We start from the raw sequence: 14,934 nt of genomic DNA on the forward strand, positions 1-14,934 counted from the left end.
CCGTTCCTTATTCCTGGTCTTTGTTGAGCTTGTCGAAGTGCGCATGGCCCACTTCCGGACTGTGGTGCTTGCCATCAGCGGCACGGCTCTGCTCGGCGCCTTTCCACAGACGCTCCAGGTCGTAGAACTGGCGAGCGTTGGACGTCATCATGTGAACGATCACGTCGTCCATGTCCAGCAGCACCCAATCGCTGTCGCCCTTGCCTTCTTCACCCAGTGGCTTGACGCCTTGGGCTTTGACGGCTTCGCGAACCTTGTCCAGCATCGCGCCGATCTGGCGGTTGGAAGTACCGGTGGCGATGATCATGAAGTCGGTGATGCTCTGCTTGTCGCGTACGTCCAGCACCTGGATGTCCTGGGCTTTCACGTCTTCAAGGGCGGCAACCGCAACTTTCACCAGCTCTTCGCCAGCCAGTTCCGGGCCAACGTGGGCTTCGACTGGCAGCGGGGCGCTTTTGAAGGTGCCTTTGCGCTTAACTTTGCTTACGTCTTTGTTCGTCATATAAAACTCGTTTTGCTCGTATGTTCGGGCGCCCGCTGCACGAGTGTTCGTGCGTTCAAGCGCGCCTTTTCAGTTCGACGCACGGTAAAGCCCGTGCGCATCGATGTAGGCCAGGACCGCGTCAGGCACCAGGAAACGTACCGACTTACCGCTGGCCAGCAGTTGACGGATCTGGGTGGCGGACACCGCAAGCGGGGTCTGCCAGACGAATGCAATATTCCCGTTCGGCCCGGTCAGGGCCAAGGGGTCACTTACCGACCGCGCGGCCAGCAGGTTGCGCAAGGCATCCGGCGGTTCGCTGTCGGCATCCGGGCGTTGCAGCACCAGGATGTGGCAATGCTGGAGGAGTTCCTCCCAGCGATGCCAAGAGGGCAGGCCGCAAAATGCGTCCCAGCCCAAAAGCAGAAACAACTGGTCATCGACGGCCAACTCGGCGCGCATCAGCTCCAGGGTGTCGACAGTGTAGGACGGTTTATCGCGTTTGAGTTCGCGGTCGTCCACCACCAGCGGCGCGATGCCTTCTACCGCCAGGCGCACCATTTCCAGGCGTTGTTGCGGTGACACCTGAGGGGTGTCGCGATGCGGCGGCCGGAAATTGGGGATCAGGCGCAACTCATCCAATGCCAAGGCATCCGCGACTTCCAGGGCACTGCGCAAATGGCCGATGTGCACGGGGTCGAAGGTACCGCCGAGCAGCCCTATGCGTTTAGCCATCAAGTGCGCACGTGACCATCACCGAACACCACGTATTTCTCGCTGGTCAGACCTTCCAGACCAACCGGGCCACGGGCATGGAGCTTGTCGGTGGAGATACCGATCTCCGCCCCCAGGCCATACTCGAAGCCATCGGCAAAGCGCGTCGAGGCGTTGATCATGACCGACGCGGAATCCACTTCGGTGAGGAAACGCCGGGCATCGCTGAAGTGCTCGGAAACAATGGCGTCGGTGTGCTTGGAACCGTATTTGTTGATGTGTTCGATGGCCTGATCCAGGTCGTCGACGATCCGGATCGACAGGATCGGCGCCGTGTACTCGGTGTACCAGTCTTGCTCGTTCGCCTCGATCACGTCCGCGCCCAACAGCGCGCGGGTGCGCTCACAACCACGTAACTCCACACCCTTGTCGCGGTAGATGGCAGCCAGCGGCGGCAGCACGCGCTCGGCAATGCCGGCGTGCACCAACAGGGTTTCCATGGTGTTGCACGGCGCGTAGCGGTGGGTCTTGGCGTTGTCGGCGATGCGGATCGCCTTGTCGATATCGGCGGCGATGTCGATGTACACGTGGCACACGCCGTCCAGGTGCTTGATCACCGGCACCTTGGCATCACGGCTGACACGTTCGATCAGGCTCTTGCCGCCCCGCGGCACGATCACGTCGACGAATTCCGGCATGGTGATCAGCGCGCCAACGGCGGCGCGGTCGGTGGTTTCCACCACCTGCACCACTTCGGCCGGCAACTCGGCCACGGCCAGGCCCTGCTGGATGCAGGCAGCAATGGCGCGATTGGAATTGATCGCCTCGGAACCGCCACGCAGGATGGTGGCGTTGCCGGACTTGAGGCACAGGCTCGCGGCGTCGATGGTCACGTTTGGACGCGACTCATAAATGATGCCGATCACGCCCAGGGGCACGCGCATCTTGCCGACCTGAATGCCGGACGGCAGGTAACGCATATCGCGGATTTCACCGATGGGGTCAGGCAGCTTCGCCACCTGACGCAGGCCTTCGATCATGTCGTCAATACGCGCCGGGCTCAGCGCCAGGCGGTCCAGCAGGGCCGGCTCCAGGCCATTGGCGCGGCCGTTGGCCAGGTCCAGTTCGTTGGCGGCGGTGAGCTCGGAGCGCGAAGCATCCAGAGCATCGGCGGCGGCCAGCAAGGCACGGTTCTTCTGCGCGGTGCTCGCACGGGCGATCAACCGCGAGGCCTGACGGGCAGCGCGACCCAGGCGGGTCATGTAGTCAAGAACGGACTCAGTCATGGTCAGGGAGTCTTGGCAAAGAGGAAAGCGGCAGATTATAGCTGTGACGCCGCCTGACTGACAGCGGTGAGGGGCGGATGGTCGAAATGAACTGTAAAAACCCAAGGTTCAGGGGTAATTAAGGTGGGACTGGTTATGATTCCGTCACATTTAGCCGTATTCCCCCTGACCGCCATGCTCAGCTCCGCCCCCCAACGCCCCGCGAACGCCCTGCCCGACAGCTTCTTCGACCGCGATGCGCAAATGCTCGCGCGCGAACTGCTCGGAAAAGTCATACGCCATCGCATCGGCGAAATCTGGCTTTCGGCACGAATTATTGAAACCGAAGCCTATTACGTGGCCGAAAAAGGCAGTCACGCCTCACTCGGCTACACAGAAAAGCGTAAGGCTTTGTTTCTGGACGGCGGACATATCTATATGTACTACGCCCGTGGCGGCGACTCACTGAACTTCAGCGCCCACGGCCCAGGCAATGCAGTACTGATCAAATCGGCGTATCCGTGGGTCGATGACCTTTCCGGACCCGCCAGCCTGGCGCAGATGCTGCTCAACAATCCCATGGCCGATGGCAGCCCGCGCTCCTCGCAAAAGCTGTGTGCCGGCCAGACGCTGCTGTGCAAGGCGCTGGGCCTGAAAGTGCCGATGTGGGACGCCAAGCGCTTCGACCAGGAGCAGTTGTATGTGGAAGACGTGGGCCAGGTCCCGACACGCATCATTCAGACCACGCGCCTGGGCATCCCCAGAGGGCGGGACGAACACTTGATGTACCGCTTTGTCGATGCCGGCTACGCGCCCTATTGCACGCGGAACCCGCTGCGTCGGGGCCAGGTCGAAGGCCGCGACTACTTTTTGATTTGAATCTGTGGTGATGGAGTAACGATTTATGGGCCCATGGCTCGATAGCATGACCGGCTGGCTGACCCTGAACCCCCAATGGCTGGCGGCCGCGGTGTTTATCGTCGCGTGCGTGGAATGCCTGGCTATTGCCGGATTGATCGTGCCCGGTACGGTGTTGCTGTTTGCGATCGCCGCACTGGCCGGCAGCGGTGCGCTGTCGCTGAGTGAGACCCTGCTGCTGGGCTTTCTCGGCGGCTTGTTGGGCGACGGGGTTTCGTACTTCCTGGGCCGGCACTTCCACCAGAATATCCGGCGCCTGCCTGGCTTGCGTCACCATCCCGAATGGATGAATGGCGCGGAAAGCTACTTCCACAAGTACGGCATCGCCAGCCTGCTGGTCGGACGTTTCATCGGCCCTTTGCGGCCCATGCTGCCGATGGTGGCGGGCATGTGCGACATGCCGTTCCCGCGCTTCGCGCTGGTCAGCCTGCTCGCCGCAGCCGGCTGGTCGGTGGCCTACTTGCTGCCGGGTTGGGCCACCGGCGCCGCGTTCCGCCTGCCGCTGCCGCAAGGCTTCTGGCCTGAGGCCGGGGTTGTCACCGCGTGTTTGGCGGTGCTGCTGGGGCTGAGCCTCAACAGCAGCCTGCGTGGCCATCGGCGCGCAACACTGTGGGTCGGTTGTGCCAGCCTGACGCTGTTGATCGCACTGTTTATCGGCTACCCGCATTTGAACGATTTCGACCAAGGCCTCAGCGCCTTGGTCCAGGAGCACCGCAGCGCCTGGCTGGACGAGACCATGGTCAGCGTCACCCAACTGGGCGAGTTCAAGAAAATGTTCATCGCCAGCGCCATATTCACCGCTCTGCTGCTACTGGCGCGGCAATGGCGTCACGCTGTCTTCGTCGGCGCCACACTGGCCGGCACCGCTTTAATCAACACCGGCACCAAGCTGTTTTTCGCCCGTGGCCGCCCGGAGATCCTCACTGACCCACTGACCAGCTTCAGCATGCCCAGCGGTCACGCGTCCGGCGCCTTCGCGTTTTTCCTCGCACTGGCTGTGCTCGCGGGGCGCGGTCAACCAATACGGCTGCGCCTGATCTGGATATTGCTGGGCTGCATTCCAGCGGCCTTTATCGCCTTGTCCCGCGTATACCTGGGCGTTCACTGGCCCAGTGACATCCTGGCCGGAACGCTGCTGGCAATGACGGTGTGTGCGTTCAGCCTGACCGCCATCCAGCACCGCTGCCCACTGCCACCGATGCGCAAGCAAACCTGGTGGCTGCTGCTGCCGGCTATCGTGGCAGTGTTGAGTTTTATAGCACTCACCGGCACATCCCACGCACTGCTGCGTTACGCCTACTGAGTAAAGAGTTCGCCCTGCAGTTCGTCGAGCAGCATCTGGATCGCATCCAGCCGCTGCTGCGGGTCATTGAGTTGCAACAGGTCGACCTTGTCGGCCTCGGTGAAGGGCAACAGGTACGCCAACTGATTGCCCAAGGCTTGCTGGCCATCGGCGTGGGCGTCCATGTCCAGCGAGGCGACCATCGGATGTTCGGCCAGGGCCTGAAGCAACGCCAACAGATCGGCGTCCTCCTCTTCCAGCGGCTGGTCCGGCAGCTCCTCGAGCCACTGCACCTGCGCCACCAGCAACTGGTCCTTCTGCGCCTCGGCGCTGACCACCCGAAAACGGCGACCGCCTTCGACACGAATGCCAAGCAGGCCGTTGTCCTGCTGCTTGAAGTCGCGAATCAGTGCTTCACAGCCGATCCGCGCGTAGCCCTCCGGCGCCGTGCCGACTTCCTTGCCGTCGAGGATGCACACCACGCCGAAGCCTTCACCCTTTTTCATGCAGCGGCTGATCATGTCCAAGTAGCGCGCCTCGAACAGTTGCAGGTCGAGGGTGCAGCCTGGGAACAGCACGGTATTGAGCGGAAACAACGCCAGACTCATAAAGGTTTCCTTAAACCCGGTTAAACAATGACCGACACAGCCAACGGCAGGAACACCGCCGTGGCCACGCCCATCAAGCTCATCGCCAGCGCCGCAAAGGCACCGCACTCTTCGCTTTCCTGCAGGGCCACCGAGGTGCCGACAGCGTGAGCGGTCATGCCCAACGCCATGCCGCGCGCCTCCGGGCTGTACACCCCAAGCCCAGAGAGCAGAGCCGGACCCACCATGGCGCCCACCACTCCGGTGATCAGCACGAACACCGCCGCCAACGCCGCAACACCGCCAATCTGTTCGGCCACCAGCATGGCAATCGGCGAGGTCACCGACTTGGGCGCCATGGTCATCAACATCATGTGTTCGGCGCCAAACCACCAACCCAGCAGCACGCACAGGCCGGTGGCCAGCACCCCACCTATCACCAGCGTAGTAAAAATCGGCCAGAACAACTGGCGAATGCGCCGCAGATTTAGGTAGAGCGGTACCGCCAGGGCCACCGTCGCGGGTCCCAGCAGGATGCCCATGATCTCGGTGCTCTTGCGGTATTCGGTGTAGCTCAGACCACAGGTAAGCAATACGCCGATCACCAGCAACATGGACACCAGTACCGGTTGCAGGAAAATCCAGCGGGTCTTCTCGTAACCTGCCAGCACCAGTTGGTAAGCGCCGAGGGTGATGCCTATACCGAACAACGGGTGATGAATGACGGCCGTCCAGGCGCCGTGCCAGTCGAAGATCATTGATCTTTCTCCTTGCGCTTGACCATCTGCTGCATCAGCACGCCAACGAAGGCCATGGCCACCACCAGCGACAGCACCAGTGCGCCAACAATCGCCCAGAAATCAGCGGCGATATCCTTGGCGTACACCATCACCCCCACTGCCGGTGGCACCAGCAGCAACGGCAGATAACGCAACAGGCTGCTGGCTGCAAGGCTCAGGGGCTCGCCGACTTCGCCACGCCACACCAGATAGCCCAGCATCAGCAGCAGGCCGATAATCGGCCCCGGCAGCACCGGTACCAGCAAATGATTGATCGCCGTGCCGATCAATTGAAACAGCACCAGCCACGTCAGACCGCGTAACAACATCCGTTCTTCCCCCTTCAAGACCGCCCGCATTATAAGCACGCCCGCTCTATGCATCGGCATTCGCCGAAAGCATGGTGGGTTGACCGGGTTGATTGCCCATGATGATCTACATTGGTTCCCTGTCACCCATAAAACAGCTTCGATGAACCAAGGAGAGACGCAATGCCGTATGTACCTGTAGCGCAGCTCAACGACTATGTCGGCAAGGAACTGGGACGTTCCGAATGGCTCACCATCGACCAGGCCCGTATCAACCTGTTCGCAGAAGCCACCGGCGATCATCAGTTCATCCACGTTGACCCGGTCAAGGCCGCGCAAACCCCGTTCGGCAGCACCATCGCCCACGGTTTCCTGTCGCTGTCTTTGATGCCCAAATTGATGGAAGACATCCTGATCATGCCCGAAGGCCTGAAAATGGCGGTCAACTACGGCCTGGACAGCGTGCGCTTTATCCAACCGGTGAAGGTCGACTCCAAGGTGCGTCTGGCCGTGACCCTCACCGATGTCACCGAGAAAAAACCCGGGCAATGGCTGTTCAAGGCCACCGCCACCCTGGAGATCGAAGGCCAGGAAAAACCGGCCTACATCGCCGAGTCGCTGTCACTCTGCTTCGTGTAAGGCTTTCCCTGTGGTGAGGCAGCAAAACTCACCACAGGGTATGTAAATTTATGTATGAAACCTGCAGCTGCGGCATACTCGGCGCTCAATTATCCGGATCCCGCTATGCGCCCACTCGCCCCCCTTGCCCTTGCCCTGTTGCTCACCGCTTGCGGAGACGGCGAATCGCTGTTGCCGCCCGATGCGCGCCTGCCCGATGGCGGCCGTTACCGGGGCGATGTGGTCAATGGTTTGCTGCAAGGCCAGGGCCGCGTCGACTACCCCAACGGCAGCTGGTACGCCGGCGAGTTCGACAAGGGCCAATGGCATGGCCAGGGCGAATGGCATGGCAGCAATGGCGAAGTCTATAAAGGCCAGTTCAAGCAGGGCCTGTTTGACGGCCAGGGCAGCCTGACCACGGCGGGCAGCCACTATGTCGGCGGTTTCAGGAACGGCCGGCGCAACGGCGAAGGCACCCTCAAAGAGGGGCAAATGACCTATCGCGGCGAATTCAAGGACGACCAGTACTCGGGCCTGGGGCGCCTGGAGCTGGCCGACGGCAGCCAATACCAGGGCCAGTTCGCCCACGGCAAACCCAACGGCGAAGGCCAGCGCAACGACGACAGCGGCAACCAGTTCAGCGGGCACTTCGTCAATGGCCAACTGGAGGGCAACGGTACCTTCAACAGCGCCGACGGCGACATCTATGTCGGCCAGTTCAAACAGAACCAGCTCAACGGCAAGGGCCGTTATGAAAACGCCGACGGCGACGTGTGGATCGGTCAGTTCAAGGAAGGCTCGCTCAGCGGCAAGGGCGAGTTGATCGGCGTGGATGGCAGCCACTACGTCGGCCAGTTCAGCGACTGGCGCTTCACCGGCGAAGGCCGCCTGAACCTCACGGACGGCAGCTTCTACATCGGTGGCTTCGACAGCGACAACTATCAAGGCCGGGGCACCCTGGTACTCACCGACGGCACCGTGCAGGCCGGCACGTGGGTCAACGGCATGCGCGTGCGTGACGCCGACGGCAAGCTGCTGCCCGACCCACTGGAAATCGGCGTGCTGGCCCAGGGTCGCTTGCTCGATGCCGCACTCGCCGCCGTGCCCCCGTCCACCTCCGCCGTCGAGCTGTACACCCTGGTGCTGGCTGGCGACGGCAAACAAAGCGTGTTCCTGCGCGAGGCCGATTACGTCAGCAATATGCTCGCCTCGCGCTTCGGTGCTCGGGGGCAGATCCGCCTGGTCAACCACCGCGACCATATCGCCGACCGCCCCCTGGCTACCCGTGAAAGCCTGCGCCGCGCCGTGCAAACCCTGTCCGAGCGCACCGGGCCGGAAGACTTGGTGTTTATCTACCTGACCAGCCACGGCACCCACGAACACGAGCTGGTGCTGGACCAACCGCGCATGGAACTGGCCGACTTGCCCGCCGATGAACTGGCGGCGGTGCTCAGCCCATTAAAGAACCGTGACAAGATCGTGGTGATTTCCGCCTGCTACTCCGGCGGTTTCATCCCGGCGCTCAAAGATGAACACACCCTGATCATGACCGCCTCGCGCGCCGACCGCGTGTCCTTCGGTTGCTCCGAGGAAGCCGACTTCACCTACTTCGGCGACGCCCTCTTCGCCCAAGCCCTCAACCAGACCGACGACTTGCAGCAAGCCTTCAAACTGGCGCAGTTGCATGTGAGCGAGCGCGAACAGGCAGACAACTTCGAAGCCTCCGAGCCGCAGATCTGGGCGCCAAAAGGCGTGATCACCCATTGGCAATTATTACGCAAGCAGCAGGCACGAAAGGCGCTCGAAAGCGTCTCAATGAATAGCAAGGAAGCCAAAGGCAACTAAGCTGTAACGTGTAATAAGGGGGAAACACTATGTATCTGACGCCTCAGCATATTTTGCTTGCCGGAGCCTCTGGCCTCACCGGCGAACACTTGCTCGATCGCCTGCTCAACGAACCCACCGTCACCCGCGTCCTCGCACCCAGCCGTAAACCTTTGGCCGAACACCCGCACCTGGAAAACCCGGTGGGTGACCCAGCGGTGTTTTTGCCGCAGTTGAGCGGCCCTGTGGATATCGCCTTCTGCTGCCTGGGCACCACGATCAAGAAAGCCGGTTCCGAAGCCGCCTTCCGTGCCGTCGACCTGGACATGGTAGTGGCCTTCGCCAAGCGCGCGCGGGAACTGGGTGCGCGGCACCTGATCGTGATCAGCGCGATTGGCGCCGACCCGAAATCCTCGGTGTTCTACAACCGGGTCAAAGGGGAAATGGAACAGGCGTTGAAGGCGCAGGACTGGCCGCAACTGACCATCGTGCGCCCTTCGTTGTTGCTGGGGGAACGCCTGGAACCACGTCTGGCCGAGCAGTTGGCCGGGCCGTTGTCACGCTTGATTCCGGGCAAGTACCACGGCATTGAAGTATGCGAACTGGCCAGGGCCATGTGGCGCCTGGCGCTGGAAGAGCAGGATGGGGTGCGAGTCGTCGAGTCGGATGAGTTGCGCAAGCTCGGCAAGTGACGGGCGCCCACTGACAGCGCCGACTTACAGCCCGCCGGTGGCGTTAAACCCCACTCCCAGCACCGTCAACACTGACAACGGCAACAACAACGTGTCGAGCAACGCACTGGCAGGCAGGTCAACGCGAGGATAACTGGGCGCCTCGGCACCGAAACGGTCCCTGGCGCAGCAGCCGCCATTGATCGCATACAAATCCAGCCGCGTGCCGGCATACACCACTGGCGCACCCGGCTGCGCAGCGTCCAACGTGCGGGCGGTGGCGCAGCCTGCCAGGTGCAACGCCAATACCATCAACAGAACCTTATTCATCGCTGCTCAAATGGTGTTCGCCCCAACGCGGCAGCATGTCCTGGGGAATGTTCAGCAGGTTGAGAATCCGCGCCACCACAAAGTCCACCAGGTCATCGATGGTTTGCGGCTGGTGATAGAAGCCTGGCGACGCAGGCAAGATGGTAACGCCCATGTTCGACAGCTTGAGCATGTGCTCCAGATGGATACTCGAATACGGCGCCTCGCGCGGCACCAGGATCAACTGGCGGCGCTCCTTCAAGGTCACGTCCGCTGCGCGTTCGATCAGGTTATTGCAGGCGCCGGTGGCAATCGCCGACAAGGTGCCGGTCGAGCACGGCACCACCACCATCGCCGCCGGCGCACCGGAGCCCGAGGCCACCGGCGACATCCAGTCCTCTTTGCCATAGACCTTGATCTGCCCCGCCGCCGCACCGGTGTACTCGGTGAGGAACGCCTGCATCATCTGCACCTTGGCCGGCAACGCCACATCAGTCTCGGTGGCCAGCACCAATTGCGCAGCCTTGGAGATCAAAAAGTGCACTTCGCGGTCTTCACGCACCAGGCAATCAAGCAGACGCAGACCGTAGGGCGCGCCCGAGGCGCCGGTCATCGCCAGGGTGACGCGTTCCGGGCCGCTCATTTGAGCGCCTCGGCCAGTTTGCCGTGCAGGCCGCCGAAGCCGCCGTTGCTCATGATCACCACGTGGGTCCCCGGCTTGGCCTGACGCTTGACCTGCTCGATGATGCCGTCAAGGGAGTCACACACGACCGATGGCACGGTGCACAACGCGGCAACGCCCGGCAGGTCCCAGCCCAGGTTGGCTGGGGCATACCACACCACCTGATCGGCATCATTGACGCTTTCGGGCAAACCATCACGGTGCGCACCGAGTTTCATGGAGTTGGAGCGCGGCTCAACAATCGCGATCACCTGGGCATCACCGACGCGCTTGCGCAGGCCGTCCAGCGTGGTGGCAATGGCGGTGGGGTGGTGGGCAAAGTCGTCGTAGATGGTAATCCCATTCACATCGGCGACCTTTTCCATACGCCGCTTCACGCTTTTGAACGCACTCAGCGCGGCGATGCCCATGGACGGCACCACACCCACATGTCGCGCGGCGGCCAGGGTGACCAAGGCGTTGGCGACGTTGTGCTGGCCCGTCATGTCCCATTCGACAATGCCTTGGGCCTCGCCTTCGAACAGCACTTCAAACCTGGAACCGTCCTGGCTGAGCAAGTTGACCTGCCACTGCCCGCCGGCACCGGTGGTCTGCACCGGGGTCCAGCAGCTCATCTCGATCACGCGCTGCAAGGCCGGCTCGGTGGTGGGGTGGATCACCAGGCCTTCACTCGGGATGGTGCGAACCAAGTGGTGGAACTGCCGCTCGATGGCCGGCAGATCGGGAAAGATGTCAGCGTGATCGAATTCCAGATTATTAAGGATGGCGGTACGCGGGCGGTAGTGAACGAACTTGGAGCGCTTGTCGAAGAAGGCGCTGTCATATTCATCCGCTTCGATCACGAAAAACGGGGTCTGCCCCAGGCGCGCGGAGACCGAAAAATTCTGTGGCACACCACCGATCAGGAAACCCGGGCTCATGCCCGCGTGCTCCAGCACCCAGGCCAGCATGCTGCTGGTGGTGGTTTTGCCATGGGTGCCGGCAACGGCCAGTACCCAGCGACCTTGCAATACGTGGTCGGCCAGCCATTGCGGGCCGGACACATAAGGCAGACCTTTGTTAAGGACGTACTCGACGGCGGGGTTGCCACGGGACATGGCGTTGCCGATCACCACCAGGTCCGGGACCGGGTCAAATTGCGCCGGGTCGTAACCCTGGGTCAGCTCAATGCCCTGAGCCTCCAGTTGTGTGCTCATGGGCGGGTAAACATTGGCATCGGAGCCCGTTACGTGATGGCCCAGTTCCTTGGCCAGAACGGCCATCGAGCCCATGAATGTGCCGCAGATACCGAGAATATGAATATGCATGGTTGACCTCGTAAACATCGAGGCAGGTTAGCGCAGGGAGGGGCAAATCGCACTCTTTAGGTGAGCCGCCCTGTGGCTTCCTCCAGTTGCGCCTGCGCTTGCCTGAGCGCTTTACCGATGGCCGCCATCTTTTTTTCAATGCTCTCCACTCGCTGCGCTAGACCTGGGTAGGCCTCCCCCTGCGCTTGAGGCGACTGATAAGGTTTGAAGAATATTTCCAAGCTTTGGGCGATCTCGCTGGTGTAGTCCTCCAGCCTCGTCAATTCAGTCTCCAACCGGTCGAGCATTTCATGAGGCTGGCCGGCCCCCTTGAGATCGGCGCCCTTTACCGCTGGCCACCATTCCTGCAACACCTTCCAGAGAGCCGGCACTTCATCTGCGCAGGCCTGCAGCCGGGACTGAACAGCCGGGTCGACAAATTCTTTCTTGGCATCGGTATCAGACACCTGCACATCGCCTGGGCTCATACCTGGCACACGGACATCAGGGCGTTGAGATATTGCGTTGATCTTTGTCTGTAGCAGGCTGGTGACAAGCGAGGTTACGGCATTGGTCGCAATATCGATGGCGATACCGCCAACCGCGGAACGAGGCTGACTTACAAACCCTCGCAACGGGGCGCCATATGGCGTACCAGTCGCGCGGTCAAAGGCATACCACTTGCCGTTACGCTGTACAGCGCTGACAGGAACCCCATCACCCTTGAACCCGAAAGGCCGGTAGATGCCATCAGCGACACCGTCTTGGTTACCCATGTGGGGAATATCGAAACGGCCACTGCGCCCGTCTAACCCACGTAGTTTCTTGAAGCCAGCCTTGCCAAGCTTAAACACACCACGGCTTGCATCAAATACCGCCGAAAGCGGATTTATCGCCTTCAATCCGACGGCCCCAAACCCCTTGATGAAGCCGAGCGTTGCGCCCATGCCGGCTTTGACCCCTAGTTTTGCGCCTTGAATGCCACCTCGTAATCCGGGAATGACAAAACCGAACAGGTCCAGTACCAGATGGAAAAAAGCTTCGGCGGGCTTGCCATTCACAAAGCTCTCGACCGCATTGTAGAAGGGGATCAACCCCAGAAAGAATGCGCGGACCGACGCTTTGAGTTTCGCTTCCCGCTCTTGCGCCGTACTGCCATAGGCGGCGGCTTTTGCCTCATTCAGACCCCGCGTGTAATAAGCGGCGACAGAGCCGGCCAACATTTCGGTTTTCTGCGATGAAAGGGTCGCGGGCGGGTCCGGATGCTCGCCCCGCCTTTCGACCTCCAACGATTTGTTGGGGTAAATAGAAAAAGCCAGGAAATTTACCGGATTTTTTTTGGGTGACGAACGGCCAAGTGTCTGCCACAAGATCGCCACTGGTGGCTCTTTACCCCCCGACGAACCTGGCCGTGACATGGAGAAGTACAGACGTGAGCCTGGGAACTGCAGGCCCGATCCCGTCGGCTCGGCGTCCCTGATGATTCGTCCCTGGGCGGGCGAGTAAAGGTAATGGCACGTTTTGCCCTCCAACTCGGCACGGAAAAGGATGGCGCCGTTCTTTATATACGGTTGAATTTTATGATCGCCGCTGACCGGCCCTCGGTGGGACGCAGGCACCACCAGATTGAAGGTCGTCACCTTGCCGTACTCGATCAACCGGCGATCTTCGAGCGGCAACAACGAAAGCTGATACTTGAACTGTGCACTGAACGCGTCTTTCAGGCTCAGGGGATAAGCGTCAAACTTTTCATCAAAGAGTTTTTTAATATTTGGAAGCTTCGAAAACCCCAAGTTAACTTTAACGGTGTTGAAGTCCGGATCACTGGATATCCAAAAACGCTTACCCAAGTCGCCTGACATGTAGATATCCAGCAATGAGTAAGCTTTACGCCCAGGCGAGCCTGGAAAGGTGTCGGCCAGAAGCCGCCGCTCAAAAAACCTTTCATTTTCGGGACCATATACACGTCGCAACTCCTCGAGTGCCAGTTCGCGTCGGGTCGGCATCGGCGAGGTCAGCGCGGTCACGGAGTCTGCCAGGGTCTTGTGGTGCGCCTGCAGGGCATTCAAGGCGCGCTCGATATCCTCGGGGGGGTAGGCATCCTCTTTTTGTTCACCAATGACACCATTTGCAATGGCCCAGTCGATCACGGCCGTCATCTGCGCCAGTTGTTGCTCTCGTTTTTCATCCTCCGAGACAGGTTCGCTGTCATCGAGCGCCATGATCTCCTGATACGTTTTGTTAGCGCAGCCACCGGGCTGCCTCGCCTCTATTCGAGCTACGGCAGCACTGAAGGAGGCCCATTGATGAGAGCCGTAGAGCATCGTCAAAGGCAGCCCCTTGACCAGGAACTCAGGGGCTGAGACCGATAGCAGTTGAAAGGCAATCACCTTGGCAGACGCCTCGCCGAAGCGGGTCGCCAAGTGGGCTTCAAAACGTTTGACGATTTCATCGGGTGAGTAGCCCCAGTTATCCTTCTGACGCAATGCATACCCAGCCAGCTCTTTGCGATTCAAGCCGTCGGCAGGGTCCACATCCAGGACTAAAGCACTGAGCAGAACGTCCCTGATGCTGGTTTCGGTCGGATACGCATCGACACTATCCTGGAGCAATTTGCCCAAGGCTTGAGCCGCTGAGGAGCGGAGGATTGCATTGAGGACTTTCTCGGGATCATCCCTGTTCGGACGTTGCTGATCGGGAAGGGTGCGAAGCAGGAGTTCAACAAGACTTGGCGTACCCTGGACGCCATCGGAAGCCGGGGGTTGCTGGCGCGCTTTCCAAGCGCGGATGACTTGTTTTAATACAGCCTTGGCGTCATCGCCAAGTGGCGCGTCTTTAGTTAACAGTCCGCCATAATCAACACGGGAAGTAAGTGAAGAGTCCTCGGCATGACGTCGGTAACGCGAAGGGACGGGGACGCTGGAGATACCCATAACGCGCTCATCGCCGGTATCATTCGTGTTCGACGGTTTGCCGTACTGGGGAAGTAGCATTTGACCGGCGACTGTCGCTGAGGTCGAACTTTTTGAAATCATATTCTTAGTTCCCGAGCTCATTACACATGACAGGTAAAGACATAAAGACAGCCCGCCACCGGTACGCCACTCGGTGCCAGGCCCGACATTCCTGATCAAAGATAACGTGAGACACGAAACCAACGACAAAAAAGAATGCCAACATGAAAAACACATATTCCCTGGCGAACTATAA

Annotated in this window: 15 protein-coding genes; 5 read left to right on the forward strand and 10 right to left on the reverse strand. The window is 60.5% G+C overall.

Going from position 1 to position 14,934, the window contains the following annotated elements:
• Positions 1-7: 7 nt before the first annotated feature.
• The 3 genes from rsfS to PSH59_RS22640 all read right to left on the reverse strand — a co-directional run bounded on the left by rsfS (position 8) and on the right by PSH59_RS22640 (position 2,481).
• Positions 8-502, reverse strand: a complete 495-nt coding sequence (gene rsfS / locus PSH59_RS22630) for a ribosome silencing factor (RefSeq protein ID WP_003176298.1) — start codon at positions 500-502, stop codon at positions 8-10.
• 69 nt (positions 503-571) lie between these two features.
• Positions 572-1,216, reverse strand: coding sequence for a nicotinate-nucleotide adenylyltransferase (nadD, locus tag PSH59_RS22635; protein WP_305393716.1), 645 nt, complete (start codon positions 1,214-1,216; stop codon positions 572-574).
• Complete coding sequence (locus tag PSH59_RS22640; RefSeq protein ID WP_305393717.1) at positions 1,216-2,481, reverse strand: glutamate-5-semialdehyde dehydrogenase; 1,266 nt, start codon at positions 2,479-2,481, stop codon at positions 1,216-1,218. The genes nadD and PSH59_RS22640 overlap by 1 nt, the downstream gene beginning before the upstream one ends.
• 174 nt (positions 2,482-2,655) lie before the next feature.
• Here PSH59_RS22640 and PSH59_RS22645 point away from each other — a divergent pair, with 174 nt between their 5' ends.
• Both PSH59_RS22645 and PSH59_RS22650 read left to right on the forward strand, forming a co-directional pair.
• Positions 2,656-3,339 (forward strand): DNA-3-methyladenine glycosylase, encoded by a 684-nt coding sequence (locus PSH59_RS22645; protein WP_305395325.1) that lies wholly within the window; start codon positions 2,656-2,658, stop codon positions 3,337-3,339.
• A 25-nt stretch (positions 3,340-3,364) separates the two neighbouring features.
• A complete protein-coding gene (locus PSH59_RS22650) occupies positions 3,365-4,681 on the forward strand; it encodes a bifunctional DedA family/phosphatase PAP2 family protein (protein ID WP_305393718.1) in 1,317 nt (438 codons plus the stop codon).
• On the opposite strand, the gene PSH59_RS22655 is transcribed toward PSH59_RS22650, so the two are convergent.
• The 3 genes from PSH59_RS22655 to PSH59_RS22665 are packed head-to-tail and all read right to left on the reverse strand — an operon-like array spanning position 4,675 to position 6,355.
• Positions 4,675-5,268, reverse strand: a complete 594-nt coding sequence (locus PSH59_RS22655) for an LON peptidase substrate-binding domain-containing protein (protein WP_248078575.1) — start codon at positions 5,266-5,268, stop codon at positions 4,675-4,677. The genes PSH59_RS22650 and PSH59_RS22655 overlap by 7 nt on opposite strands.
• Before the next feature lie 20 nt (positions 5,269-5,288).
• Positions 5,289-6,005 carry an LrgB family protein gene (locus PSH59_RS22660; protein ID WP_248078578.1) on the reverse strand — a complete coding sequence of 239 codons (717 nt, stop codon included), beginning with the start codon at positions 6,003-6,005 and terminating at the stop codon, positions 5,289-5,291.
• Positions 6,002-6,355: a CidA/LrgA family protein gene (locus PSH59_RS22665; protein ID WP_248078581.1), complete on the reverse strand. Its 354-nt coding sequence runs from the start codon at positions 6,353-6,355 to the stop codon at positions 6,002-6,004. The genes PSH59_RS22660 and PSH59_RS22665 overlap by 4 nt, the downstream gene beginning before the upstream one ends.
• 162 nt (positions 6,356-6,517) lie before the next feature.
• Here PSH59_RS22665 and PSH59_RS22670 point away from each other — a divergent pair, with 162 nt between their 5' ends.
• From PSH59_RS22670 to PSH59_RS22680, 3 genes are all read left to right on the forward strand, one after another.
• Positions 6,518-6,973 carry a MaoC family dehydratase gene (locus PSH59_RS22670; protein ID WP_248078584.1) on the forward strand — a complete coding sequence of 152 codons (456 nt, stop codon included), beginning with the start codon at positions 6,518-6,520 and terminating at the stop codon, positions 6,971-6,973.
• Positions 6,974-7,078: 105 nt separating this feature from the next.
• Positions 7,079-8,797, forward strand: coding sequence for a C13 family peptidase (locus tag PSH59_RS22675; RefSeq protein ID WP_248078586.1), 1,719 nt, complete (start codon positions 7,079-7,081; stop codon positions 8,795-8,797).
• 29 nt (positions 8,798-8,826) lie between these two features.
• Complete coding sequence (locus tag PSH59_RS22680) at positions 8,827-9,468, forward strand: oxidoreductase (protein WP_305393719.1); 642 nt, start codon at positions 8,827-8,829, stop codon at positions 9,466-9,468.
• 24 nt (positions 9,469-9,492) lie between these two features.
• Here the strand turns inward: PSH59_RS22680 and PSH59_RS22685 are convergent, their stop codons facing one another.
• From PSH59_RS22685 to PSH59_RS22700, 4 genes are read right to left on the reverse strand one after another with little or no spacing between them, the layout of a single operon-like run.
• Complete coding sequence (locus PSH59_RS22685) at positions 9,493-9,777, reverse strand: YceK/YidQ family lipoprotein (protein ID WP_305393720.1); 285 nt, start codon at positions 9,775-9,777, stop codon at positions 9,493-9,495.
• On the reverse strand, positions 9,770-10,399 hold the full coding sequence (gene ubiX, locus PSH59_RS22690) for a flavin prenyltransferase UbiX (protein ID WP_065910043.1): 630 nt from the start codon (positions 10,397-10,399) through the stop codon (positions 9,770-9,772). Before ubiX ends, PSH59_RS22685 begins: the two co-directional genes overlap by 8 nt.
• Entirely contained in the window at positions 10,396-11,745 is a 1,350-nt protein-coding gene (mpl, locus tag PSH59_RS22695; protein ID WP_305393721.1) for a UDP-N-acetylmuramate:L-alanyl-gamma-D-glutamyl-meso-diaminopimelate ligase, read from the reverse strand. Before mpl ends, ubiX begins: the two co-directional genes overlap by 4 nt.
• Before the next feature lie 56 nt (positions 11,746-11,801).
• Complete coding sequence (locus PSH59_RS22700) at positions 11,802-14,657, reverse strand: hypothetical protein (RefSeq protein WP_305393722.1); 2,856 nt, start codon at positions 14,655-14,657, stop codon at positions 11,802-11,804.
• Positions 14,658-14,934 lie beyond the last annotated feature (277 nt).

The sequence above is a fragment of the Pseudomonas sp. FP2309 genome, assembly GCF_030687575.1.
Lineage (GTDB): Bacteria > Pseudomonadota > Gammaproteobacteria > Pseudomonadales > Pseudomonadaceae > Aquipseudomonas.